Below are 23,404 nucleotides of genomic sequence, written 5' to 3' on the forward strand. Positions count from 1 at the left end.
CTCTAGCGTACTTAAGCCCGCGGAAGGCAGATCGCATCGTCCAAATGACGCATCAGTTCGGCGGGGATACCCGCGCCTACTCGACCGCAAGGAACGGGGACCGCATCGCCACCATCGTCTGTCACGCTATGGCACAAGGACTGGCGGGCATGATCGACTTCAAAGAAGGTCACCCAGACCCTGACACCGCGGGGGCCGTCCATCATGAGTACGGCTTTGCTTTGGGGAAGTCTGTGGCTGAACACTGGCCTATGTCCCTCGAGGACATGGTCCATGCTTTCCGCAATCCAGGCGGGGAATTTTTGCGGGGGATCGAGCATGAGCGATAAGCTGATCGCGGTCATCCCGAGAGACTCCGGGTGGCAGCTCCGCGTGAGCCTTGCTGGGTCCGGAGGCCCGCACCTCCTCCGTCTGAGGGCTTATTTCCGCGGAGAAGATGGCAAGTTCCGCCCGGGCAAGCCGGGACTGAGTCTCCCGCTTCGTGTTCTGCCTGCACTGGTTGGGGCGCTACGCGATGCCCAGGCTCAGAGTCCAGGTAATGCCATCCTAAGGAGGAACCGGCGCAATGAGCTCCTCAGAAAGCAGAGGCCATGATCGGAGCTGATCGGCATCCTTGATGCCCTGGACGGCGACCCCGACCAAGATCCGGAAACCGACCTCAACATCAACCCCACCAGTTTGCAGGCCGTGGACCGTGTTCCGGCCAAGCACATCACGCGCCGGAGGGCAGCATGAAGCCTATCCTTGTCCCCACCTTAGCAGAGCTTGCAATCGAAATGGAGAAGGCTGTTGCAGCCTTTCGGACTGCGGAAGCTGCTTGGGATGCCTATCCCCACCCCGGACCCAGCCGGGATGACCCGATCAACGTGCGGCTCGATGCGGAAACAGGGAACTGCCTCGACGTGGCAGCGCAAATAGGGGAGCTGCCAGCATAATCGCTTACCTACCTTCGGATCAAAGCGCGGGCTCTGAGCTTCGGCGGCGATTACCTAATCAGCGCAGGCAATGGGATGGATGACAAACTCATTGCCCAGCTTGTGTCCGGCCTCCTGGACGAGAGTATCCGCTAATCAAGCTCATAGAGAAAGGCCTGACGCTGACCAAGCGCGACCTCCTTACCCGGCTCAACCAGATGGAGAAGGCGCTGGGTACTCAGGCGCAGCGTGCCGACGCGGCCGAGCGCGCCAACAGCGCCTTGATTGCCGAAGTGGTGCGGCTGCGCGCCATGGCACTAGAAAGCACCGCCCCATTGCCTGTTTCGGCTTAGAGCCGCCCAACGATTTATTAATCGATTACAACGAAGTGGTGAGCGTGACACCTGCAGTGAAGGCGGTGGCGTAGGCGTCGCTTTGATAGTTCCACTGTTTCGAGCAAATGACTGATGTCGAATAACTCCCCCACGACCATCGTAGATGGTCTGTCCAGACCCTTCCGCCGCGACTTAACCTTCGGAACTTTGCACATGGGTTTGGGGCTTTTGCTCGGCCTCATCCCAGTGCTGTTCAACCATCGGTTCTTCCTCAAGGACGACATGGAGCATCAGTTCCTGCCCATGTTCTACCATGTGGGCCGATTGCTGCGCCTGGGTGAGTTTCCGACCCTGACGCTGTCGAGCTGGTTTGGCAGCAACATTGTTAGCGAATTTCAGTTCGCGCTGTTTAATCCCGTGAGCTTAGCACTTAACGCCATACTGCCCTCTTTCACGGATTATGAAGCCGGCGCGGCGTTTCTGGCTTGCGTATATTACGCCATTCTCGCCCCCGGCTGTTTTGTGCTGGCACGCACCTTCAGTATCGAACGCGGCTGGGCTTCCTTGCTCGCTTTGTGCATCACGTCAGGGAACTTCCTCAGCTATTGGGGCGCTTCAAACTGGTTCCCCATGTTCTCGTCCTTTGCCTGGTTCGTTTGGGCGTGGGCGTTTCTGCGCCTGTCGCTCCGGGGCCGCCGTTATTGGCTGGGGGCAGCGCTGTTTTGCTACCTGACCATCACGATGGGCTTTCCCTACACCATCCTGCTCCTTGGCTTCGTGGCCGCGCTGCACCTGGTGGAGCAGTTCCGTGTTGATCGCTCGTGGGTGCGCGCCCTGCTGTCTGTGATGCCCCTGGGTATTGCATTGTTGCTCAGTGCCCTGCCGCTGCTTGCTTTGGTGGGGGCAAGCAGCGTTTCGTCGCGCACGAGCACGGTGTTCAACAACGGCTTCATGATGCCCAATCTGGCGGACGTGCTGCAGGTCAGTGCGCCGCTACATTTCGGCTTTCTCAAGCTGTGGCACGGCTACGGCCCGGCCGAGACCCCGATCTTTTATGTCGCCTGGTTCCTGGCGCCGCTGGCAGCATTGCTTGATTGGAGGTCGTTCAACTGGCGGCAGCCGGCCGTGCTCTCGCTGTTGATCCTTGGAGGTCTAGTGGTGATTGCCTTTCAGGGGCCCGAAGAGTTTTCGCTCCTGCATTTCCTCCTGCGCTGGATACCGTTCCTCCATCTAGCGCTGCTGCTGCTGTTCGCTCTTGTTGTTACGCAGGTGGGCCTGGTCTGGTCACGTTATCGGCTGATGCTGGCTGGCGCCCTAATCGGCTTGGCGCACTTGACCTCTTGGCAGCTGACGCCCGGCCGCGGACGGGTCTTGCTGGTTTCCCTTCTCATCTGCGTTGGCGCGTTTGGGATGTTGGCCATGCTGCGCCAGCGGCGCGCCGCCATGCTTGGCTGGGCCGGCGCAGTCACCTTGCTGCTGTTCACCGCCACGCATGGCCTGATCCGCCAAAACAATGCCTTTGAGGATGTGAACTTTCCGCGCTATTCGAGCGCCGCTGCAGACGCCCTGACCACAGATGCGCCGCCCGCCTATGAAATCGTGCTTGGGCCGGCCGGCTATGGCACCAATCCTGAGCGCGCCGCTGAATTTGTCAGCGGCTATATTTTCTTCGAACAAGGCAAGAGCCGCATCAATGGCTACAGCGCCATCGGCCACCAGCCCCTAACCGATCTGCTCTGCATGCCTTGGAATGGCTCCACCTGCCCGGAAGCGGCGACGCGGCTGTTCGCTATAGAACCGGAAACCGGTCAGCCTTTTGTGGACCTGTTTCGTATCAACAGCATCATCGCGCACAGGGGCGAGCACCTGGAGACCTTGCTGCCGCAGCTCGGTTCCGAATGGCGGCTCGCATTTGACGGTGTTTATACCCAGCGCTACATTCGCGAACTGACTACCATGCCTGGCTCCTTGGCCTGGGCCTCCCCCGGAATAGCGGCGGCGCAAACAGCGCCCGCGACCTTCACCCAAGCTAAATTGAGAGTTGCGAACACAGGCGCAGAACCGGGGACTCTGGTGTTTGCCCGGGCGTGGTGGCCGGGTTACCGAGCCGAGTTAAACGGAACGCCCATAGCGGTGCGGGCGGTTGACGGTATCTTCACCGCCATAGACATCGCGGCCGGGAGCAATGGGGAACTTAGGCTGTTCTATGCACCCCCGCTGCTCACCGCCGGCTTAATCGGAGTTGCGCTAGGTTTGATCCTGACCCTTACCCTGCTGCTGGCGTACCGGCGGTTGGTGGTGAAGGGCTAAGCCGATGGCCATCTATATAGCCTCTACTTCAGACGCGAGTTCGTCCATCTAGAGGGTGCGCGCAGCCGAAAAGGACAGCGCGCTGCCCTATCTTTCAAGGGCATCGGTGAACTAAATGGCGGGAGTGGGAGGATGCAAATGGCTCGGTGCAATAGGCTGATAGCGATGGCGCCGGGGCGTTCCTCTGCTCAACATCCGGGGTAACAATGGCCCAGGACGGCGCCACCCGATATGGCCCCTTCACGCTTCCACCTAATGCTCCCAATACAATCCAGATGCGAGGGGACTTCACTCCTACGACCGCGCGCGAGTTTGCGAATGCGCTGCAGGCCCGCCCCGGCGCCAACCTTCTAGACCTAGCCAGCAACGGCGGTGACGCTCTCGATGCCCTTGCCGTCGCCGGAGAAGTGTTCGCCCGCAAGATGGACACTAGGATATCGGCAGGAGCCGGCTGCTACTCAGCTTGCGCTTATGTGTTTCTAGCCGGAGACAACCGCCAGGCCGCAGGCGAACTGGGCGTGCACCAGGTTTCCGGCCCGGGTGACGTTGACCTGACCGCAGCTCAGTACACAATTGCCGATATCCTCGACGCTATGGCAAAGTTCGGTGTCCACTCCGCCGTAGTCACCACCATGTTCCGCACGCCGCCAGAAGGCATGTATGTTTTCAGCCGGCAGGAGCTGGCTGCCCTATCCATCGAGCGAGGTGAGGGAGACCATACCCCATTGGCAGCTCAGGAAAATCAGACAGCTGCGCCCGAGGCACCGGCATACAGCTCAAACGTGCAAGTAGTCGCCCAAACGCGCACTGAGCCCTTTCCTGAGTTTCTCGACCTAGTAATGCCCGTTGCGACCCCTGCCCCGCTATCGCAGACGCTGGAGCGCATCGGCTTTACAGAAGCGGGCGTTCGGATAGCCGCTCCGGTTCTTGCTGCCGTTCTGGGTGCAGACACTATTCCCAGCCTGTCAGAAATTCGGGTGCTGTTCGGGCCATTGAACTACGGCTCCAAAAACTTTGTGCCTTACAGGGTGAGCCTCTATGGCGGCCCTGAGCGGCTCCACCTTGGAACGATAGCTCTTACGGATGTTGGCGACTACAAGCAGGGCAGCGATCCGATGGCTGCTGCGGGCGGCAATGATGGGCATTTAGGAAAACACCGACGCTCTCGGCATTGATGCTGCGCTAAGGCTGAATGGACAGCCATCAGGGCCACAGCAAGAAGGGCCACGCCCTGCGCGTCTTTTCCGCCTTCACCGAAAGGCGGTTCACAGGTCGAGACATTATTTTTCCCGGTTCCACCACGCCGAACGGCCACGCTGCTGCACATGTTAGGCTTGCTTTTACGGTCCAGAGCTAAGCGACGTCGCTTACCTTCGTGAATTCAACCATTCTAAGTAAGGAAAGTGGCGGAGCGGGAGGGACTCTGCACGAATTCCACGTTTTCGCCCGGATATTGGCGGTTTGCACGCGGCATAAAACGCCGGTTGGTACAAGCCGAGGTACAATCGCGGATCCAGCTCGGCTTTGCAAGGGTCTGCATTGTGCCCCTCACTTCCATTGACACATAGTCTGCCCCGAGGGCCGAAAGACCTGTGCAGCACCCCTGACCCTCGCTACGCTTGCCGGCGAGGGTCGTCCTGCCAGCCTGAGCCCCACCCAACCGGTCCTGCGCTTGGCATAATGCGTCATGGCAGTGTGCACCGAGGCATGACCGGCAGAGGCGGCGACCTCCTCGGGCGCCATCCAGCTCTTGGCCGTAGCCATCCCGACATGGCGCAGGGTGTAGAGGCTAACCCGCGCGATGCCGAGGCATTTGCAGATGCGGGCTAATCGCGAAGCGAGCCGGTTATGGAGCTTCTTCCAGGCGCCGGCCTCCTGGACCGCCGTACGCAGGCGCTCGACGAACTTCACAAGAGCGGCAATGGCCTTCTTGCCCATGGATTGGAGATCACGCGCGCGTTCCTCGCCATTTCCCCGCCCATTGGTGGCCTTGGCGTTCTGCACCATCAACATCATGCCCTCCACCCGAGCGTTGAGATATTCGACCGGCCGCAGGAAGAGCGCTGCCCCGAAGACCAGGAAGCCCCGGATCAGCTTGTCATCTGACCGTCCCGAATCATGGAGGAACTGCTCCAGCCGGGTGAACTGCGCGATGGGCAGGCTCTTGCGCTTCTTTGCCGAGGTCTTTCGAGGTCCCGAGTTCGTCGGCAAGGGCCCCCTGCGCAAGCGCTCTACAAGGAGCGTACGTGCTGTAGGATGAAATGGTAACGTCTCCAGTGCCATCAGGATGGCGGCCCGATACTGCCGCACGGTGCTGGGCGACCAGCGTTCATCCTGGGCACAGAACCAGCCGGTGAGTTCCAGCATATCCCCGCCGGCCCGATCTTCCCGCTCGGCCATCAGGCGTAAGTCATGGACCCTCTGGCGATAGGCCGCTATTGTTTGTTCGCTACGGCTGGCGATCCGCCCGGTGCAATCGGTGGTCATGGTGACCGTCTCCCCTTGTTACTCGACGCATCGCGAACACCCTGTCCACGAACGCGGCAAGCCACAAGCTCACAAGCCGGTGATCGATTCCGGCCATCTCTGGTAGGCCTATATTCGTCCCCGGCGCGGCGATGGACGAACCCGACGGTCAATTCCTACAAGTGCACCGATCGGCCGCACACCACGTCGAGGCCACCTGGGCGCCCAATTGATGGCAATCGCGCGGCACCAAACCCACGCGTGCAAGACGGGTGTCTGCTTAATCCCTGCTTCCAGATGCGGCGCTGTGCCTGCGGCGACCTTGATCGATATCCGCTGCATGTTGCGCGCTGCTAGCGGGATCCTGGTCCGTCGGTGAACTTTCGAAGCTGGACAAGAACGGAAACCGGCTCTAGCAATTTGTTGCCTCGGTGCCCGCGCTTGCGGGAGAATCGGAAACGCGGTGCAAAACCGCGGCGCGCCCAGCGCTGTAACGGGGATCCTCGGGAACTATGCCACTGGTCTTGGCCGGGAAGGCTCCCGAAGGAGTTGAACCGAAGCCAGAAGACCGGCCAGGCCTATATCGGTCGCTGTGTGGAGAGCAGCCCCTGTCAAACCACAGGAGCATCGCCATGCCTGCCAGTTTTGATCGCCCCGCCGCCCTTCAATATGCACCGTCAGGTCCGTTTTCCGCCGAGGAGAAGGCCGCGGTGTACAGGGCCATCCAGACGCGCCGCGACGTGAGACGGGATTTTCTGCCCGACGCCATTCCGGAGCCGGTGCTATGGCGCATGCTAGAGGCCGCCCACCATGCTCCCTCAGTAGGGTTGATGCAGCCCTGGAACTTCCTGATCGTCACCGCACTAGCACAAAAAGCGCGGATCAGGGCCATTTTCGAGCGCGCCAATGCAGAGGCGATGGCCATGTTCCCGCCTGAGCGCAGAGGAGCCTATGCGGCCCTCAAGCTTGAGGGCATTTTGCAGGCTCCTGTCGGGATTTGCGTGACCTGCGACCCGGGCAGGGCAGGTCCGGTGGCGCTTGGGGCGACCCATATGCCGGACATGGCCGTGTTCAGCACGGTTTGTGCCATCCAGAACCTGTGGCTGGCCGGCCGCGCAGAAGGGGTTGGTGTCGGCTGGGTGAGTATCCTCGATGAAGGAGCTCTCAAGGAGGTGCTGGGCATTCCCTCCCAGCTACGTGTGGTCGCCTATCTCTGCGCGGGGCTGGTAGAGCAGACAATGACGAGCCCAGAACTCGAGCAGCGTGGATGGCGCCAGCGCCTCCCGCTCGAGCAGCTGGTCTATCGTGATCGCTGGGGTGAGACCGCCTGAAAGCGCCGTATGTCCAGCCAGAGATGGTCTTGATCGGCAAAGCCTATTCCCGCTCTGCCATTGATTATCGGGCGCCGTGACACAGTAGCCTACGGGCCGAAAATTTCTTAAAGAACATGAGTTAGGGTCCGTTAGCCAATACTGAGGGGCCAACGTGAAGTTGTTCGACATGCGACCGCCATACGCAGCTGTTCCTGAGCGAAAGCTGGGCAGCAGGTTGGATCGCATTCGCTCCTTGCTGGGTCTATCCTCCGCCAGTCTTCGCTGTTTAACGGCCGGCGGTTCAACTCCAACTGTTCAGAGTGGATCCTCCCTTGTGTTGAAAGGTGCCGCTTTGAACTTTGAGCGGCGCGCGCGGACAGTCCGGCTACCCTTGGTCCTGGCCAACCTCTATGCCCACGAAACGCTCGCTCCCGACCAACTAAGGTTTGCTGACGGTTCGCCGGTTGGCTTTCTTGCTTTTCTGCCTCTTGGTGGGAACGCCCACTCTCCCAGCCATCTGCTGACGTTGGGTGATAAAACGCCACGGAGCCTCGGCACGGCGAACCAATTAGCCATGATTGCGCTGGAGGCCTTTCATCCCGGACAGATTGAAAGCGGAGGTCCCGCATCATTCGACGTGAGCGACGACCTGATACTCATAGACCAGGCTACAGCGAGCGCCGGTTTGGGCATTTGGCAGTGTCATCTGGCTGAAAATGCGCTTCGGTGGAGTTCTGGAGTTTATGACCTGTTTGGTATCGAGCGAGGCGCCCCTCTGAGCCGGGACCGCACAGTCAGCCACTATTCGGATACCTCGCGAGCCGCGATGGAAGAATCCCGCGCGCGGGCTATCGAAGCTAGAGGCGAGTTCACCATGGACGCCGAGATCATCCGAGCGGATGGTCAGAAGCGATGGATGCGTCTTTCAGCAGGGGTCCAGTTGACCAACGGCCGCCCTGAAAGGCTCTTCGGCACCAAGCAGGACATCACCGAGGATCGTCTCCTGATCGACCGCATGCGTCATCTTGCAGAGACAGATGCCATGACGGGTTTAGCCAACAGGGCACGCCTTCAGGCGCGCCTGGATCGGCCGCAAGGAATCAGCGCCTTGCTGCTCGTGGACCTCGATGGCTTCAAGGCCATAAACGACACTTACGGTCACGCCTTTGGTGATGCATGTCTCAGAGAGATGGCACAGCGGTTGCGTGCTTGCTGTGTCGACGTTCCTCTTGTCGGCAGACTTGGAGGTGACGAGTTCGCGGTAGTTTTACACGCGGAGCATGGGCCTGAGTATGCTGAGCGCTTGGCCCGTCAGATAGTGGAGGTCATGCAGTTGCCGTTTGAATATCATGGTGCAAAGGTCCAGCTGGGCGCCTCCGTGGGGCTGGCCTTTCGTTTGGAAGAGGCAGGAGAGGAGCTTTTCCGGCAGGCAGACCAGGCGCTATATGCCGCGAAAGCTGAAGGCCGCGGAACAAGCCGCAGTTTCAGCAGAGCCGGTTGCTAGCGGTCGACGCAACTCCATCATGGTCATCGCTCCATTGATAGGTCGGCTTCATCTCTCAGGGTGTCTTGGTAGAGGAGGGGGAGGCAAGCGCGGGATCCCACTCAGCAACAAGGTCGAGGGACGAGGTGGGCCCGTTCCATCTGTATCCGTTGCCGTACCAACACTGGTTGCGGCAGAGAAAAACCCAAGGACTGTCGCTCGCGCGCATTGGACCAATATGTTGGCCATCCTGGGTGCGATAAAACTTGCCGTCCTCGATCATCACTGCATTCTCAACCATGGTGTACCTCATCCGGGCTTTCGGCGCTCAAGACTCGACCTTAGTCGGGACATGTGGCTCGATGATGTATCTCCGGTAATGGTTGGCGAGCGCGGACATGTCGCCTTAAGCGTCGCGGCGCCCTTGTTGATGCTCCAGCGGGGAGCGCTTAGCTGCCACAGCAGCCTTCTGGTCCAACTCATCGAGGAAATGGCGCGACCACGTTTGGTTTTCAACCTTGATCACGCCGAGGCGACAAGCTTATCGGAAGCTCGCACTCGAAGTGCACGACCCCACTGGGTTTTCCTGATCCGGCGGTATCAACCGGCTTGGTGCATTAGCTCCTGTCTGCCCTTTCCAACCTCGTCGGCGAGTGCTCGCCTTCTCTCTTCTATGCGACGGTCGGCTCCCTGTAGCGCTCACCGCTTGTCATCAGCGCCCAGACCATCCGGGCGAAGAACTGGCTGATCGATTCTGACTCAGGGTCGCCCAAAATCGAGTTCAGCTTGGTGAAGGCGGCCTTGACGAAGCGAGAGGACGACGACAGATCGCCGGGCAATCCGATCGCGCCCAGGCCGCGGCTGTAGACGTCGAAGCTGAGCTGGTTCGAGAAGTGCTGCTCGGGCGGGTTCGTCGACAGGTGCATGAAGTTGTTGAGGTTGAAGGACTGGATGTCAAAGGTCGGGTTATTGGTGAGCACGCCGATAGGGTTGTCGTAGACCTTCAAGCCGTCGCGCACCGACTCCACAGTGATGGACTTGTCGCGGTCCGAGATGATCCAGTGCAGCGGCGAGAGCGGGAACGCCTCGCTATACGAGATATCGACGAGGTTGAACGCGCGCAGCTCGTCCTTGACCTGGTCCACCGTTTCGAACTTGCCCAGGATCCAGGGGATGAACTCGAAGGGCGTAATATTGGTCTTGCCGGGGTCCTCTGGCTTGTAGTCGGCGTTGCCCCAAAAGGCGAGGCCCGCCATGCTGAGCCCCTTCTCGTTGGTCGCATCGTAGTACAGCGGATAGCCATCCGAGACGGTGGCCATGCCGATGATGGCGTGGTGCGTGTCGAGCCTGGGCATTCTGCGGAACTCAAAGGGGAAGTTGCGCGGCGTGACCGTGACGGTCTCGTTATAAGAGAACTCCAGATCGAGATTGCGGCCGAAATAATGGTCTTTGGTGGTGTAGTTGGCGCCCGTGCACATCTGCCGATCTCCCGTTCTACCGACTGCCTCGGCTGGCGCAGCCCTGCCCCAAACGCGACATGATTTTTCTGTTGTTCAGCTGCGCCTTGCTGGCCATTGGTAATCTCGGCCTGGAATGCCGTGCGGGCATTGTGCAGGCCCTCGACGAATTGCTGCCAGGAAGCATCAGTGGCGGCGCCCAGGCCGTCGAGTTGTTCGCGCCCTTCGCGCAGCCGGGCTTCCACAGCTGCCTTGCGCGCGTCGAGCTCGGCCTTGGTTCCATGAGCTGCGCTGGCCGCCGATTGCTCGAGGTACTCGATCTCAAGCCGGAACGCGGCCTCCTGCGCCCTCAACCCCCGCGATGACTACGGCGCGGCGAAGTTCATAATCGGCAGCGGTAGCGGGAACAAGGCCCACGGGCCCGCAAGGACGGCCACGAGCAGGGCTACAGATGCCTTGGACGTCAAACATGGTGGTTCCTTCCTGTCAGTGCGCGGCTGTCTTAAGTGCAGGCTGCGATCGGGCACCCGAACCGTGGTGGGGCACCGAAGTCGGATTTGAAAGGCGGCGAGGGACGCGTCGGGCTCCAGCTAACGGACTATGTTGCACGATGAATATGCCGCGTGCGCCAGCTCCGTGAATAAGGAGCAGTTCGACGGCATCGGCTTTCCAGTCCGTGGACCGTCCATCACGACCCGGCCGTCGCCCCCAGATAACAAACCGCGTGCACATGCTGGCCTCTACCAAGTGAGGCGCTTCATTGCGCTCATGCCGTGTGGTTGACCGACTGCAGCTGATCGTTACGGAACCATCCCTACGCGTGGTCATTGGAAAGATCCGCCCATTCGGCGTCATCGGGATGTAAGCGGCCGCACTCCTCTACCGCGACCTTGATCTCTTGCTGAGTCAGCACGAAACCCCTTGGCCGCAAGGAGAATATGATGACCATTCTCGATATCGGCCCAGAGCGGCAGGCGTTCAATCTCGAGCAAGCCACGCGCGAGAACCAGAATTACCGTGCCGTGGCTTGGAGTGGCCGCTACCTTCAGGTTACCTTGATGTCGATCCCGGTGGGAAGCGACATCGGGCTGGAGGTTCATCCCGAGACCGACCAGTTCCTGCGGCTGGATGCTGGGCAGGGCCGGGCCCAGATCGGCCCGGCAAAGGACCAGCTCACCTTCGAGCGCGAAGTGTGCGACGGCTGGTGCGTGTTGATACCCGCGGGCACCTGGCACAACGTTACCCATATCGGCGGCCAGCCCATGCAGCTCTACGTCATCTATGCTCCTTCACACCACCAACCCGGAAAGGTGCACCAGACCGCCGCTGCCGCAGCCTCCGATGCTAATGACGAACCCGCAGACTGGTCGGTCCAGCCCGCGAGGACGCGTCCGGACCAGCACGCATGATCGTCCGATCTGGAGACGACCCGTTTCGATCATGCAGCTTCAGCCATATCAAAGGGGCGTTCGGTGGCTGGGCTGGGTGCATCAACATACGTCATCAAGGAGCGGCTGGAGCGTTGCTCGTTTCCGGCTGCCAAGTCTTTTGACGGCCGCTACCGGGTGGCCGGGGTGGAAGAACGCGTCCCACTCCGGATGTTCAACCTGCCCTATCAACATCCTAGAAGCCTCCTGTCCGGTTCGGCGCCTCGGCACGGCGTCGACAGGAGGTGACGGTGCCTGCGCCGCCGTGAGCATCTAGGCGGGTTGGATGCCGATCACGCGCCTTAGCGTGGCCGCTTTGAGACATTCTTCAGAGTGCCCGCTATGTCTGAAATGGGCTCGACAGCAGTCCCCTCCCCCGTTTCGCCAATGGGGTGGCTACCGCACGGGAAGCAGTGGCGAAAGCTGCCCTTCACCTAGGCTGAAATTTTCGCCCCGGTTATTGAACCTAGGCGGGTCCACGGGCGTTCGTGGCTAAGGCCTAATGTAACCCCAACCGTCCGCTTATGGGTTTCTCTACGCCCACCGTCACGAGCTCGCGGTACCCAGAGTGGCGACCATGGCCCTCTGTAGCTTCGTCGTCGCGGCCACTCAGGTAAAGGCCGGCCGGTCCTGTACCGAGCTGCCCCCGTGCAGACAGCTGACATGGCCCTTTCTGCCGGCCCCTGGAAGGAAGAGCTGATGCTGGTCCGCCTCGTCCGGGAGTACCTCCAGCCCTACCGACCCTGGTTGGGCCTGATCGTGGTGTTGCAGCTGGTCAGCACAGTGGCCGCCCTTTATCTGCCCAGCCTCAACGCGGACATCATCGACCGCGGCGTGGCGGTGGGCGACACGCCCTTTATCGTGCAGACGGGCGCCATCATGCTGGTGGTCGCGCTGTTGCAGATCGGGGGCTCGATTGCCGCGGTCTGGTTCTCGGCTCGGACCGCAATGAGCTTTGGACGGGACCTTAGATCCGCGATCTTTCACCGGGTCGGCTCCTTTTCGCAACGCGAAATGCAGCAATTCGGGGCGCCCTCGCTGATCACCCGGGAAACCAATGATGTGCAGCAGGTGCAAATGCTCGTACTTACGAGCTGCACCCTGATGGTGACGGCTCCCCTGATGATGGTGGGAGGCGTGGTGATGGCCATGCGGGAGGATTTCGGGCTTTCCTGGCTGCTGGCGGTCTGCATTCCCGCCCTTGTGGTGGCGGTTTTGCTCATCGTCTCGCAAATGGTGCCGAGCTTTCGCGCCATGCAGGAGCGGATCGACGAGGTCAACCGGCTGCTGCGCGAGCAGATCACCGGAGTGCGCGTGGTGCGCGCCTTTGTTCGCGAGCCCCATGAGGTCGAGCGGTTTGCCGAGGCCAACGAGCAGCTCACCGCAGTGGCGGTGCGGGCGGGACGCTGGATGGCCACCATGTTCCCCACCGTCATGCTCATCCTCAACCTCTCCTCGGTGGCGGTGCTCTGGTTTGGCGGGCATCGGGTGGCGAGCGGACAAATGGAGGTCGGCTCGCTCACGGCGTTCCTCGCCTATCTCGTGCAGATCCTCATGTCGGTGATGATGGCAACCTTTATGCTGATCATGGTTCCCCGTTCAGCGGTTTGCGCCGACCGGATCACTGAGGTGCTGGACGCCAAAAGCTCGGTGCTCCCTCCCCAGGTGCCGGTCACCGAGCTGCCCGAGCGGGGCACCCTGGTATTCGAAAAGGTCGAGTTCACCTATCCCGGCGCCGATTTGCCCGTGGTTCGCGACGTGTCCTTCGCCGCCCAGCCGGGCCAAACCGTCGCAATCATCGGCTCGACGGGCGCGGGCAAGAGCACGATCATCAACCTCGTGCCGCGCCTGTTTGACGTGACCGGCGGAAGGGTGCTGGTGGACGGCGTGGATGTTCGCCAGCTGGATCCCGACCTGCTTTGGAGCGTGATCGGGCTCGTGCCGCAACGCAGCTGGCTGTTTTCCGGCTCGATCCGGTCCAACCTGCAATATGGCCGGCCCGATGCCACCGACGAGCAGATGTGGGAAGCCCTCGAGGTCGCCCAGGCGCTCGACTTCGTCAGGGCCATGCCCGAGCAGCTCGATGCGCCCATCGCCCAGGGCGGCACCAATGTCAGTGGCGGCCAGCGCCAGCGCCTGTCCATCGCGCGGGCCCTGATCCGCAAGCCGCAGATCTATCTGTTCGACGACTCTTTCAGCGCCTTGGACCTAGCGACCGATGCGCGTTTGCGGGCCGCCCTGCATCCAGTCACCCGGGACGCGACCGTGGTGCTGGTCGCCCAGCGCGTGTCCACCATCCGTGACGCCGACCTTATCCTCGTGATCGACAATGGCGCGATCGTGGGCCGGGGCCGCCACGACGAACTGCTGGAAGGCTGCGCGACCTATCGCGAGATCGTGGCTTCGCAATTGCGCGCAGAGGAGGCGGCATGACCGCGCCAGACAGGAGCAATTCGCCGCCCGCCGAGGCAACCGGCGACGGGCGGCTGAAGGAAACCGAGCGCATTCCGCCAAGCGCCGGGGGCCCCGGGCGAGGCCATTTCGGCGGTGGCATGGTCGGCCAGAAAGCCATGTCCTTTGGACCCTCGGCGCGCCGGCTGGTGGCGCGCCTGGCGCCCGAAAGCGCCAAAGCCCTCGCCGTGGTGGCGCTGGCGGTTGTGAGTGTGGCGCTCACCGCCCTTGGGCCGAGGATCCTGGGCCGCGCCACCGACCTGATCTTTTCCGGACTGATGGGGGGACAGCTGCCGGCGGGCCTGAGCAAGGCGGAGGCCGTAGCCACGCTGCGCGCGCGGGGGGATGACCAGTTCGCCGACATGGTCGCCTCGATGAGCCTCGTTCCCGGCCAGGGCATCGACTTCACCGCCGTGGGCGAAGTGCTGCTTTGGGCACTGGGGGTTTATATGGCTGCCTCGATACTGGCCTGGCTGCAGGGCTTTTTGCTCAACGATGTCGTGCAGGGCACCGTGCTGCGCATGCGCGCCGAGGTCGAGGACAAGGTCAACCGCCTGCCCCTGAGCTATTTCGACCGGCAGCCGCGGGGCGAACTGCTCAGTCGCGTCACCAATGACATCGACAATGTCAGCCAAACGCTGCAGCAAACCATGAGTCAGCTGCTCACTTCCCTGCTAACTGTTGTGGCGGTGCTGGGGATGATGTTCCTGATCTCCCCCCTCCTGGCGCTGGTGGCGCTGGTCTCGATTCCCTTGTCCCTGGCGGTCACCCGGGTGGTGATGCGCCGATCCCAAGGCTTGTTCGTCGAGCAATGGCGGCGCACCGGCCGGCTCAATTCCCATATCGAGGAAACATTTTCCGGACACGCGCTGGTCAAGGTGTTCGGGCGCCAGGGCGAAGTCGAAACAGTGTTCGCGCGCGAGAACGAGGCGCTTTACCGCGCCAGTTTCGGGGCCCAGTTCATCAGCGGCCTCATCATGCCGCTGATGATGTTCATCGGCAATCTCAACTATGTCGTCATCGCCGTCCTGGGCGGCGTGCGGGTGGCGAACGGCACCATGTCGCTGGGGGACGTGCAGGCCTTCATCCAGTATTCCCGCCAGTTCACCCAGCCGGTGACGCAGGTGGCCTCCATGGCCAACCTGATGCAATCGGGCGTTGCGTCGGCCGAGCGGGTCTTCGAGCTGCTCGATGCCAAGGAGGAAAGGCCGGACCGCCCCGGCCCCGTGACCGCGCTGGACGCACGCCGCGGCGAGGTGCGCTTCCAGAACGTGTCGTTCTCCTACCAGCCCGACACGCCGCTCATCGAAAACCTTTCGCTGGTCGTCGAACCGGGCCAGACGGTGGCAATCGTTGGCCCGACCGGGGCAGGCAAGACCACCCTGGTCAATCTGCTGATGCGTTTCTACGAGGTGAGCGGTGGCCGGATTACGCTGGATAGCGTCGACATATCAGCCATCCCGCGGCGCACGCTACGCAGCCGGATCGGCATGGTGCTGCAGGACACCTGGCTCTTTCAGGGGACTATCCGCGACAACATCGCCTATGGGCTCCCCGGCGCCACTGACGAGCAAATCCTCAAGGCCGCCCGCGCGACCTTTGTGGATCGCTTCGTGCATTCCCTGCCGGCGGGCTACGACACGATGATCGACGAGGAAGGCTCCAACCTTTCGGGGGGCGAGCGGCAGCTGGTGACGATTGCCCGCGCCTTCGTGTCCGACCCCGCGCTGCTTATTCTCGACGAGGCGACCTCCGCGGTGGACACCCGCACCGAATTGCTGCTGCAACAGGCCATGTCGGCCTTGCGCAGCGAGCGCACCTCGTTCGTGATCGCCCATCGCCTGTCCACCATCCGCAATGCCGACCTGATACTCGTGATGGAGCGCGGCACCATCGTTGAGCAGGGCACACATGATGAGCTGCTGGCCAAGGAAGCCGCCTACGCCAAGCTCTACAACGCCCAGTTCCCGGCGCAACCTATAGATTAGTCGATAGTTCGCCACTGGCCCGCCTGATTAGCGTAACAAGGCGACGTTCGCCTGCTGAGAACGTCTTACGGAACCGTACCGAAAGAGACCACCTAAGCTTTGTCATAACCCTTGCAGTCGAGCTGGCTTAGCAGCCTGTCTGCTGTGGCCCATTCCCTGCCTTTGTGCCTCACGGCCTGCATCGGCAGGAACGGGGTGGGTAGCGGACTGGCAGATTCCGGGGGCCACGTTTCAGAAGCTGCCGCTCTATGAGAAGGCCCGGCATACTCGGGCCTTGTGAGACGTGCGCTGGCACAGGCGGAAGTCTCTGCTCTGCACTCCATTCTTGTCCCTGCTTGGAAAAGCGCTGCTCGTCAGCTTGGTCTTGTCCTCGGTTTCTTGACAGGTGCCTTTTTCCGGGAGGCGGCGGCGTTGGCAGGCCTTTATGTTCTGTTCCTCGGCTTTGCATTCTACGGGCCCCCTCTTGGCCGGGGAACCCGATGCAGGTGGGGTTTTTCATCAACCATCTCACATTCATGGCCGGCTTGCTGTTCGCCCGTGCATGGACCGGGCGGACGCTGACCCTCGCTTCGCCGGCGTCATGGCGCGCATGGTCAGCTCACGACACGGATAGTCGTTCATCAGGCAAGAGGAGGGCATAATGCTCAGACGCACTTTCCTGTCACTGTCGGCGGCGCTGGTACAGCTCATTGCTGTGCCCACACGAGCCCAATAAGCCGACCAGCCGCACAACGGGCGGCCAGGTCCTGGCAAATGGATGCTACTCCTCCGGGGGTTGCAGTTGCCGACGATACAGGATCCCCCATTCATGCAGCCCGGCGAGGACGGGCTCCAGGGAATGGCCCCGCGGGCTTAGTTCGTATTCGACCCTGGAAGGAACTTCGGCGAAGACGGTCCTGACGACGACTCCGTCCGCCTCCAACTCTCGCAGCTGCAGCGTCAGCATCCTCGGTGTCGATCCGGGGACCAGATGGTGAAGTGCGCCAAAGCGACGTCGTCCGCTCAGCAGTGCATAGAAAATCAGTGGCTTCCACACCCCGCCCACAACGGAAAGGGTTGCCTCTATCGGGCATCCCGTTCTCTGCTCAGACCGCTTCCAGCGCATCGCATTACTTTCAAGAATGGTACTCGCAGCCAAACTTGTGCGTACTTGTTTGTGCCCGCCGCATCACTCAGTTTGCCAACACAGCGGCCAGAGATGGCGGAAATCGGGAGTGCTGCCATATGAGCTTAACCGACGAGAACAAGGCGTTCATCCAGGAAATGATCAGTTCAAAGAGGCGCCTCGAGGACTACCCCGATCGTTTCGACGATGACCTGATCATGCATGAACCAGCGTCCCTGCCCTTCGGGGGGACATATCGGGGATTAGGTGAGTTTCAGAAGTTCTATCCCGCGGTGCGGGCGTTCTATGACTTCGAGCGCTTTGAGCTGCTTGGAGTGTACGGTGATGGGGATATCGTGTTCGCCACCATTCGCGCAGGTCTGGTCGGTTCTGCCGGGACAATCCATTTGGCCGAGCAGTTTCTGTTTGCTGGAAGCAAGCTGGTGGAGGTTCGCTTGCACATTTGCGACGACGGTGCCGCAGCCAAGCGCCTGCGGCGATGAGAGCGGCATTCCGGTTCGGCTCCGGACCGCCCCTTTGGGGTGGGTTGCGGAAGGTCTGCTTTAGTTTTCCCGAGTGGAAAAGCTGAGATCCAGTTGCCCATGGCTTGAAGAATCCTGTGCTATCTAACGATTGCAGAGAGAAGCCCGGCAATAATAACATTGACTAAGCCATCGATAAAGCGGCTGTCAGAGCGTTCACTGGTGATGAGAAGGCGCCAATAGAGTAGGTCGCCGGCGGCATCGTTGAACAGTTAGGTGTTAGCTGCCCGACGACGGCGCTCGATCTGCAAACGGCCCCGGACGTCGTTGGCTAAGTCAGGGGTGCGTCACAATGCCCTTTTCTTGCGTCAGGTTTCATTGCCACAACGTGACGTGGGGCGTACGCTCGCCTGCTCTCCGCAACAAAGCTTCACGGAACAGAGATGTACGTTGTATGGCTCCCATTCATACGAACGGCGGCTTCTCGGGAAACCACAAGTTAGCCTGGAACGATAGAAATGGGATCGCTACGTTCCGGCATTTTTATGCCTGCTTTTGGTAATTAAGACTGGGCTCGCGTTCAAAAGTGTACACTGCCTATGCCGGCGTGCGCTATTCTTCTTCGGTCATAACTAACTTGGAACCGCGAGCCTTGAACACTTCGGACACCCAGTCCACGAATATTCTCAATTTAGCATTCAGGTGCCGGTTGGGCGGATAAACGACATGGAGAGGATGCAGCGGCCGCGTCCAATCTGTGAGAAGCGGTATCAAGCTTCCGTCCTCGATAAAAGGTTGCGCCATAACACCGAACGTCTGGCCGATGCCGAGGCCAGCCTTGATTGCCGTCAAATGGGCAGTGATTTCATTGACGGCCACCTGTGCGTCGCCGCCTGTTTCGATTTCCTCGCCGCTCCGGTGAAAGAGCATCGGAAAAGGCTTAGACGTTAGCGACGAGAAATAGTTCAGGCTGACATGCCCCCGATCAAGATCGGACGGGTGCTTGGGGATGCCATGGCGTTCAATATAGCGGGCGCTGGCGCAGGTCACATAATCAAGCTCGCCGATCTTGCGAGCGATCAGTGAGGTGTCACCCAATTCACCGCCACGGATGACGCAATCCACGCCTTCGCCAATTAGGTCAACTGGGCGATCACTGATACCCAAATAGAGTTCGATATCGGGATAAAGGTCGCGGAACTGCGGCAATGCGGGGATCAGTACGCAATTTGCCAACTGCGATACGATATCGATCCTCAGTCGACCCTTCGGCTGCGCCTGGTTTAGCCTCACCGCCGCATTCATGTCCTCCAGTTCGGCGATCAGCCGATTGGAGCGTTCATAATATGCGGCGCCCTCTGGAGTCACGGCGACTTTGCGGGTTGTCCGCTGGATCAGCTTCGTGCCGAGAGAGGCCTCAAGGTCAGCGATCAGCTTGCTTGCCGTTGACCGCGGTAGGTTGAGTTGGTCGGCAGCTTTGGCGAATGTGCCGGCCTCGACGATGCGCACGAAAGTTCGAAGTGCCAGAAGCTGATCCATGAGTCCAAGTTAATTCTGACTATGCATGACCGTGCATAATGAAATCAAAACTACGATCTTTAAGCAATAGGAAGGCGGCTCTAAATCCTGCCCAGAACTTACCCTAAGGACTGGATTTATCATGCACCAGAGATTTGACGCAAAAATCGCTGTCATAACAGGCGGCACATCTGGCATAGGCTTCGCGACCGCAAAGGCCTTAGCACAGGAAGGCGCGTTCGTATTTATTACCGGCCGTCGACAGGCAGAACTCGACGCCGCAGTAGCCGCGATCGGCGACAACGCTGTTGGCATTCAGGCGGACTCTTCCAACATGAAAGACCTTGATCAGCTTTTCGATAGTATAAAAGCGCATAAAGGCCGGATCGACATATTGTTCGCTAACGCCGGTGGTGGCGCGATGCAGTCTCTTGGCGAAATTAATGAAGGGGACTTCGACGATACGTTTAACCGGAATGTTAAGGGCGTGCTCTTCACGGTGCAAAAAGCTCTTCCGCTTCTGGCCGATAACGCCTCTATCGTTCTGACTAGTTCGACTACCAGCATCATGGGCACCGCGGCTTTCAGCGTTTACAGCGCATCCAAAGCCGCCATTCGCAATTTTGCTCGCAGCTGGATCCTCGACGTCAAGGACCGCGGCATTCGCATTAATGTCGTAAGCCCCGGCCCAGTCCGGACGCCTGGCCTAGTCGATCTTGCTGGCCCTGATGCGACGGCCCAGCAGAGCATGCTCGATCATCTGGCCAGCCAAATCCCGCTCGGTCGCATTGGTGAGCCCGAGGAAATTGCCAGGGCCGTGTTGTTCCTCGCCTCAGACGAGGCGAGCTTCGTGAACGGCGCGGACCTGTTTGTCGATGGTGGATTGGCGCAGATTTAGTGGCAGTGGTCCACGTCTCTAGGCGTCCTCGCCTTTACGGCTTGCCGGTAAAAGCGACACGTTGACTAGTGTGACATCAGTGTCTGAAGGTGAGACCGCGATGCTGTACGGAATCGATTGGCCCAGCCGACCTCCACGCCTCTGCAATGAAAGACGACCCGGTGGCTAGCTGACGTATTTGTATGTCGACTGCTGTGACCATGCTGCTCTCCAGCAATACGTTCAGCAGCAACTACAGTGCTGCTAGGCTGATGCCGAATGCCGTCCGCTTATCGGTAGCTGCAAAGTGGGCTCGAACGGCAGAAATGGGGTCGGCAGCAGTCCCTTGCCCCACTTCAACTCTGGGGTGGTTTGAAGACTGACAGCTTTTATTCGCTGACACGCATAAGCGGACGTCTGCTGCATGCCGCAAAAAAAGAAAGCGCTCATTTGGCGTGAATACTGTCTTGTGCGAACTGGCGGAGACCCGACCAACATAGGGACTGATGAGGTTCGTTTAACCCGCGGCGCAAACGCCGGTGGCGGCAGAACTAAGCCTCTTTGTAGTCTTCCTGACGAGCCCAACTTCACGCGGGGCGCACCCTAATAGCTAAGTGGGGTAGCCCGGGCAATTCGACAGCGAACGCTGCATCGGGCTTGCGGGGTTGGAAATGGGTACCGTGTCGGGTCGGATGGTTTTCCGGGGCGTTGATGATACGCGCCGGAACCACAGTCATGTTCCAGGTGTCTATAAGATCCACCTCGTACTTGCCGTTGTCCTGCGGCAGGCCGGTAGCCCAGATCACCGGCTGGTGCTCGCCGAAGTAGATGATCGTTGTGTCACCGTCACGAGCCCCAGAGATGCGGTTCCATGGGAAGCTCATTGCCGGGTCGATCGGCTCAAAGCCGTCTTGCGTGCTTTGCTCCAATACCTCCCGCAAGAAGCCTATTCGCTTCCAAGCTTGGCCGCGCAGCTCACCGCCCTTTGCCCACCAGATAAGATCTTCGGGATGGGAGAACGTCTCGCCATGTCCTGCGTAGCCCCCACGCATCGTGGTGGTCCAGAACCGGTGGGTCAACTCCTCAGCTGTTATGTTGCCCCAGCTTTGGATGATATTGCCTTCATACTCCGGTTCGTCGTTCACGACGGGCTTGCCATATGCCAAGCGCCATTCCCCAGTACGCTTCACGTCCCAGTTCTGGATGCATACGTGGGTCACCCAAGCCTTACGATGGTCGTAGTTAGCCTCCAGATCACCGTTGTGGATCGAGCGAAGATGTCCATAGGGATCGTTTTCCTCGATGATGTGGAAGTAACGGTCCCACTGGTGCAGGGGTTTGGTATCAAGCAGAAAATCATACTCGTTGGCCAACGACCACCAGACATTGTGGTAGGCGGAAAGACGGGCCGTAAGATACGCAAAATACCGGTAATCCTGTTGCTCGTTCATGTCGCTGTAGCCCCAACGATCATATGGGTGGAGCATGATGATATCGGCCTGGATGCCCAGGTCGCCGAGCGCCTTCACCTGCTTCTCAAAGTGCCGGAAGCTCTCTGGGTTTGGACGGTCGAAGTCCAGCTCTCCCAAACCATCTCGCTGGTATACGTCATGCAACGCTTCGTTGACGTTGTAGGGGTAGTCCTTGGGAAATACCCCCATTCGCATCTTGTTGAAACGCGTTTTGCTCAACGTCGCAAGCGTCTTCTCCTGTTCGGGGAGGGGCTGGTGCGTCCAGGCGTAGCACGTGGTGCCGAATGGCAGAAACGGCGTACCGTCCGCGTGGGCGAAATGGAAACGGTTGGCTACCCGGACAGGACCGTGGCAGCCAGGATGCGGTTCGGAGACCCTCAAACTTCCGGTCTTACCGTCCAGGTCCGGGGCACTGGATCGCGTTAAATATGTCCAATCCCCGATATTGTCGGGCATGAAGCGAATGCGGTAGACCCCTTCGCCGTCGTAAAAGCCCGGCACTCGAACGACACGCCCGTGCTGCTGGAACATCGCCTCGAGGGCAACCTCGAGGAACGGATTGCCTTCCGATGGGCCGTTCAGCGCGACCTCGAAAACATCCCACTGGGCAATTGTTGTCATATACTTCCTCTTGAACCTCGCTGCGCTTGGGCAGTCCCGAGTAGTAGATCGAAATGCGCTCTGCAGCGGTCGACAGGCCGATCCCATCGCGGCCCTGTTCGGGAGAGCCTGCAAACCCTACGGTGAACCTTCCAATCGTCGGCCACCCTCCTGCATGAACAGATGGCCCTTGCCCGGCGCAAAAGCGATCTGCAGGGTTTGCCCGGGGCGTACGTCGAGGCGGTCCTTGAACACGCCCGTCATCTCCGTCCCAGCAACTTCCAGGACGATGTGCGTCTCCGCACCCGTGGGTTCGACGAGCAGCACCTTCGCCATGCGCCCCCCCTCGGACACGATCTCCAGGTGCTCGGGCCTGATGCCGTAGACCAAGGCCTTGCCCTGGCCGTCGAGAGGGATCGTGCCCAGATCGAGCAATGTGCCGTCCTTGGCGCGCAGACCACCCGCTTCGGATTGCCCGCCGATGAAATTCATGGATGGGGATCCGAGGAAACCGGCCACGAACATGTTCACCGGTCTGTCGTACAGGTCCAGTGGCGAGCCGAACTGCTCGACCCTGCCGGCGTTCATCACAACGATCTTGTCGGCCATCGTCATGGCCTCGATCTGGTCATGCGTGACGTAGACGATGGTCGACTCGAGCCGTTGGTGGAGGGCCTTGATCTCCGCGCGCATCTGCACGCGGAGCTTGGCGTCGAGGTTAGACAAGGGCTCGTCGAACAGGAATACATCGGGGTCGCGCACGATCGCGCGCCCCATTGCGACACGCTGGCGCTGGCCTCCGGAAAGCTGGGAAGGCTTGCGACCCAGCAGAGGGGTGAGGCTCAGGATTTCCGCCGCCTCTTCGACCTTCCGGCGGATCTCCGGCTTCTTCATGCCCGCGATTTCAAGGGAGAACGCCAGGTTCTGGGCGACCGTCATCTGCGGGTACAAAGCATAGTTCTGGAACACCATCGCGATGTTCCGCTCCTTGGGGGAGAGGGCGTTCACCACCCTCCCGCCAATATCCACGCGGCCCTCCGATATCTCCTCGAGCCCGGCTATCATCCTGAGGAGCGTGGACTTGCCGCAGCCCGAAGGACCCACGAGGATGACGAACTCTCCATCCGCGATATCGATGTCGACACCATGGATGACCTGCTGCGCTCCGTATGCCTTTTGCACGCCCCTGATCGATATTGGTGCCAT

At 60.3% G+C, this 23,404-nt stretch carries 19 protein-coding genes and 1 riboswitch; of the genes, 12 read left to right on the forward strand and 7 right to left on the reverse strand.

Going from position 1 to position 23,404, the window contains the following annotated elements; translation table 11 throughout:
- Positions 1-11: 11 nt before the first annotated feature.
- A complete protein-coding gene (locus ELX51_RS20095) occupies positions 12-344 on the reverse strand; it encodes a hypothetical protein (RefSeq protein WP_164854677.1) in 333 nt (110 codons plus the stop codon).
- A 387-nt stretch (positions 345-731) separates the two neighbouring features.
- On the opposite strand from ELX51_RS20095, the gene ELX51_RS16005 reads away from it, so the two are divergent.
- The 4 genes from ELX51_RS16005 to ELX51_RS16015 all read left to right on the forward strand — a co-directional run bounded on the left by ELX51_RS16005 (position 732) and on the right by ELX51_RS16015 (position 4,734).
- Complete coding sequence (locus ELX51_RS16005) at positions 732-935, forward strand: hypothetical protein (RefSeq protein WP_127754455.1); 204 nt, start codon at positions 732-734, stop codon at positions 933-935.
- A gap of 197 nt (positions 936-1,132) precedes the next feature.
- Complete coding sequence (locus ELX51_RS20445; protein WP_282567563.1) at positions 1,133-1,267, forward strand: hypothetical protein; 135 nt, start codon at positions 1,133-1,135, stop codon at positions 1,265-1,267.
- Positions 1,268-1,462: 195 nt separating this feature from the next.
- Complete coding sequence (locus tag ELX51_RS16010) at positions 1,463-3,559, forward strand: hypothetical protein (protein WP_127754456.1); 2,097 nt, start codon at positions 1,463-1,465, stop codon at positions 3,557-3,559.
- 206 nt (positions 3,560-3,765) lie between these two features.
- Complete coding sequence (locus ELX51_RS16015) at positions 3,766-4,734, forward strand: hypothetical protein (protein ID WP_127754457.1); 969 nt, start codon at positions 3,766-3,768, stop codon at positions 4,732-4,734.
- A 373-nt stretch (positions 4,735-5,107) separates the two neighbouring features.
- On the opposite strand, the gene ELX51_RS16020 is transcribed toward ELX51_RS16015, so the two are convergent.
- On the reverse strand, positions 5,108-6,046 hold the full coding sequence (locus ELX51_RS16020; RefSeq protein WP_127754458.1) for a hypothetical protein: 939 nt from the start codon (positions 6,044-6,046) through the stop codon (positions 5,108-5,110).
- Positions 6,047-6,437: 391 nt separating this feature from the next.
- A riboswitch (cobalamin riboswitch) is annotated at positions 6,438-6,617 on the forward strand.
- A 40-nt stretch (positions 6,618-6,657) separates the two neighbouring features.
- Here ELX51_RS16020 and bluB point away from each other — a divergent pair.
- Positions 6,658-7,356 carry a 5,6-dimethylbenzimidazole synthase gene (gene bluB, locus ELX51_RS16025; RefSeq protein ID WP_127754459.1) on the forward strand — a complete coding sequence of 233 codons (699 nt, stop codon included), beginning with the start codon at positions 6,658-6,660 and terminating at the stop codon, positions 7,354-7,356.
- A gap of 316 nt (positions 7,357-7,672) precedes the next feature.
- The gene (locus ELX51_RS16030; protein WP_164854897.1) at positions 7,673-8,842 is read left to right on the forward strand and encodes a diguanylate cyclase; all 1,170 of its coding nucleotides are present in this window, start codon (positions 7,673-7,675) and stop codon (positions 8,840-8,842) included.
- Positions 8,843-9,492: 650 nt separating this feature from the next.
- Here the strand turns inward: ELX51_RS16030 and bsh are convergent.
- A complete protein-coding gene (bsh, locus tag ELX51_RS16035; protein ID WP_127754461.1) occupies positions 9,493-10,299 on the reverse strand; it encodes a choloylglycine hydrolase in 807 nt (268 codons plus the stop codon).
- 71 nt (positions 10,300-10,370) lie between these two features.
- Here bsh and ELX51_RS16040 point away from each other — a divergent pair, with 71 nt between their 5' ends.
- The 4 genes from ELX51_RS16040 to ELX51_RS16055 all read left to right on the forward strand — a co-directional run bounded on the left by ELX51_RS16040 (position 10,371) and on the right by ELX51_RS16055 (position 16,144).
- Entirely contained in the window at positions 10,371-10,643 is a 273-nt protein-coding gene (locus ELX51_RS16040; RefSeq protein ID WP_127754462.1) for a hypothetical protein, read from the forward strand.
- A 576-nt stretch (positions 10,644-11,219) separates the two neighbouring features.
- Positions 11,220-11,687 (forward strand): cupin domain-containing protein, encoded by a 468-nt coding sequence (locus tag ELX51_RS16045; protein WP_127754463.1) that lies wholly within the window; start codon positions 11,220-11,222, stop codon positions 11,685-11,687.
- A gap of 681 nt (positions 11,688-12,368) precedes the next feature.
- Positions 12,369-14,138 (forward strand): ABC transporter ATP-binding protein, encoded by a 1,770-nt coding sequence (locus ELX51_RS16050; protein ID WP_211200310.1) that lies wholly within the window; start codon positions 12,369-12,371, stop codon positions 14,136-14,138.
- A complete protein-coding gene (locus ELX51_RS16055; RefSeq protein WP_127754464.1) occupies positions 14,135-16,144 on the forward strand; it encodes an ABC transporter ATP-binding protein in 2,010 nt (669 codons plus the stop codon). The genes ELX51_RS16050 and ELX51_RS16055 overlap by 4 nt, the downstream gene beginning before the upstream one ends.
- A 760-nt stretch (positions 16,145-16,904) precedes the next feature.
- Here ELX51_RS16055 and ELX51_RS16060 read toward each other — a convergent pair.
- Complete coding sequence (locus tag ELX51_RS16060; protein ID WP_127755336.1) at positions 16,905-17,249, reverse strand: helix-turn-helix domain-containing protein; 345 nt, start codon at positions 17,247-17,249, stop codon at positions 16,905-16,907.
- Positions 17,250-17,368: 119 nt separating this feature from the next.
- Between ELX51_RS16060 and ELX51_RS16065 the strand changes: the two genes are divergently transcribed.
- Positions 17,369-17,752: a nuclear transport factor 2 family protein gene (locus tag ELX51_RS16065; protein WP_127754465.1), complete on the forward strand. Its 384-nt coding sequence runs from the start codon at positions 17,369-17,371 to the stop codon at positions 17,750-17,752.
- Between the two features lie 591 nt (positions 17,753-18,343).
- Here ELX51_RS16065 and ELX51_RS16070 read toward each other — a convergent pair.
- A complete protein-coding gene (locus ELX51_RS16070) occupies positions 18,344-19,270 on the reverse strand; it encodes a LysR family transcriptional regulator (protein WP_127754466.1) in 927 nt (308 codons plus the stop codon).
- Between the two features lie 121 nt (positions 19,271-19,391).
- On the opposite strand from ELX51_RS16070, the gene ELX51_RS16075 reads away from it, so the two are divergent.
- Entirely contained in the window at positions 19,392-20,147 is a 756-nt protein-coding gene (locus tag ELX51_RS16075) for an SDR family oxidoreductase (protein WP_127754467.1), read from the forward strand.
- Positions 20,148-20,713: 566 nt separating this feature from the next.
- On the opposite strand, the gene ELX51_RS16080 is transcribed toward ELX51_RS16075, so the two are convergent.
- Positions 20,714-22,219 (reverse strand): DUF5060 domain-containing protein, encoded by a 1,506-nt coding sequence (locus tag ELX51_RS16080; RefSeq protein WP_127754468.1) that lies wholly within the window; start codon positions 22,217-22,219, stop codon positions 20,714-20,716.
- A 117-nt stretch (positions 22,220-22,336) separates the two neighbouring features.
- Entirely contained in the window at positions 22,337-23,404 is a 1,068-nt protein-coding gene (ugpC, locus tag ELX51_RS16085) for a sn-glycerol-3-phosphate ABC transporter ATP-binding protein UgpC (protein ID WP_127754469.1), read from the reverse strand.

It is taken from the genome of Devosia sp. 1566 (assembly GCF_004005995.1).
Classification (GTDB): domain Bacteria; phylum Pseudomonadota; class Alphaproteobacteria; order Rhizobiales; family Devosiaceae; genus Devosia.

Excerpts from the sequence above, each read along its gene's own strand:
- ELX51_RS20095 (WP_164854677.1), bottom strand. The coding sequence starts at position 344 with ATGACCGCGATCAGCTTATCGCTCATGCTCGATCCCCCGCAAAAATTC.
- ELX51_RS16005 (WP_127754455.1), top strand. The coding sequence starts at position 732 with ATGAAGCCTATCCTTGTCCCCACCTTAGCAGAGCTTGCAATCGAAATG.
- ELX51_RS20445 (WP_282567563.1), top strand. The coding sequence starts at position 1,133 with ATGGAGAAGGCGCTGGGTACTCAGGCGCAGCGTGCCGACGCGGCCGAG.
- ELX51_RS16010 (WP_127754456.1), top strand. The coding sequence starts at position 1,463 with ATGGGTTTGGGGCTTTTGCTCGGCCTCATCCCAGTGCTGTTCAACCAT.
- ELX51_RS16015 (WP_127754457.1), top strand. The coding sequence starts at position 3,766 with ATGGCCCAGGACGGCGCCACCCGATATGGCCCCTTCACGCTTCCACCT.
- ELX51_RS16020 (WP_127754458.1), bottom strand. The coding sequence starts at position 6,046 with ATGACCACCGATTGCACCGGGCGGATCGCCAGCCGTAGCGAACAAACA.
- bluB (WP_127754459.1), top strand. The coding sequence starts at position 6,658 with ATGCCTGCCAGTTTTGATCGCCCCGCCGCCCTTCAATATGCACCGTCA.
- bsh (WP_127754461.1), bottom strand. The coding sequence starts at position 10,299 with ATGTGCACGGGCGCCAACTACACCACCAAAGACCATTATTTCGGCCGC.
- ELX51_RS16045 (WP_127754463.1), top strand. The coding sequence starts at position 11,220 with ATGACCATTCTCGATATCGGCCCAGAGCGGCAGGCGTTCAATCTCGAG.
- ELX51_RS16050 (WP_211200310.1), top strand. The coding sequence starts at position 12,369 with ATGGCCCTTTCTGCCGGCCCCTGGAAGGAAGAGCTGATGCTGGTCCGC.
- ELX51_RS16055 (WP_127754464.1), top strand. The coding sequence starts at position 14,135 with ATGACCGCGCCAGACAGGAGCAATTCGCCGCCCGCCGAGGCAACCGGC.
- ELX51_RS16060 (WP_127755336.1), bottom strand. The coding sequence starts at position 17,249 with ATGCGCTGGAAGCGGTCTGAGCAGAGAACGGGATGCCCGATAGAGGCA.
- ELX51_RS16065 (WP_127754465.1), top strand. The coding sequence starts at position 17,369 with ATGAGCTTAACCGACGAGAACAAGGCGTTCATCCAGGAAATGATCAGT.
- ELX51_RS16070 (WP_127754466.1), bottom strand. The coding sequence starts at position 19,270 with ATGGATCAGCTTCTGGCACTTCGAACTTTCGTGCGCATCGTCGAGGCC.
- ELX51_RS16075 (WP_127754467.1), top strand. The coding sequence starts at position 19,392 with ATGCACCAGAGATTTGACGCAAAAATCGCTGTCATAACAGGCGGCACA.
- ELX51_RS16080 (WP_127754468.1), bottom strand. The coding sequence starts at position 22,219 with ATGACAACAATTGCCCAGTGGGATGTTTTCGAGGTCGCGCTGAACGGC.
- ugpC (WP_127754469.1), bottom strand. The coding sequence starts at position 23,404 with ATGGCACCAATATCGATCAGGGGCGTGCAAAAGGCATACGGAGCGCAG.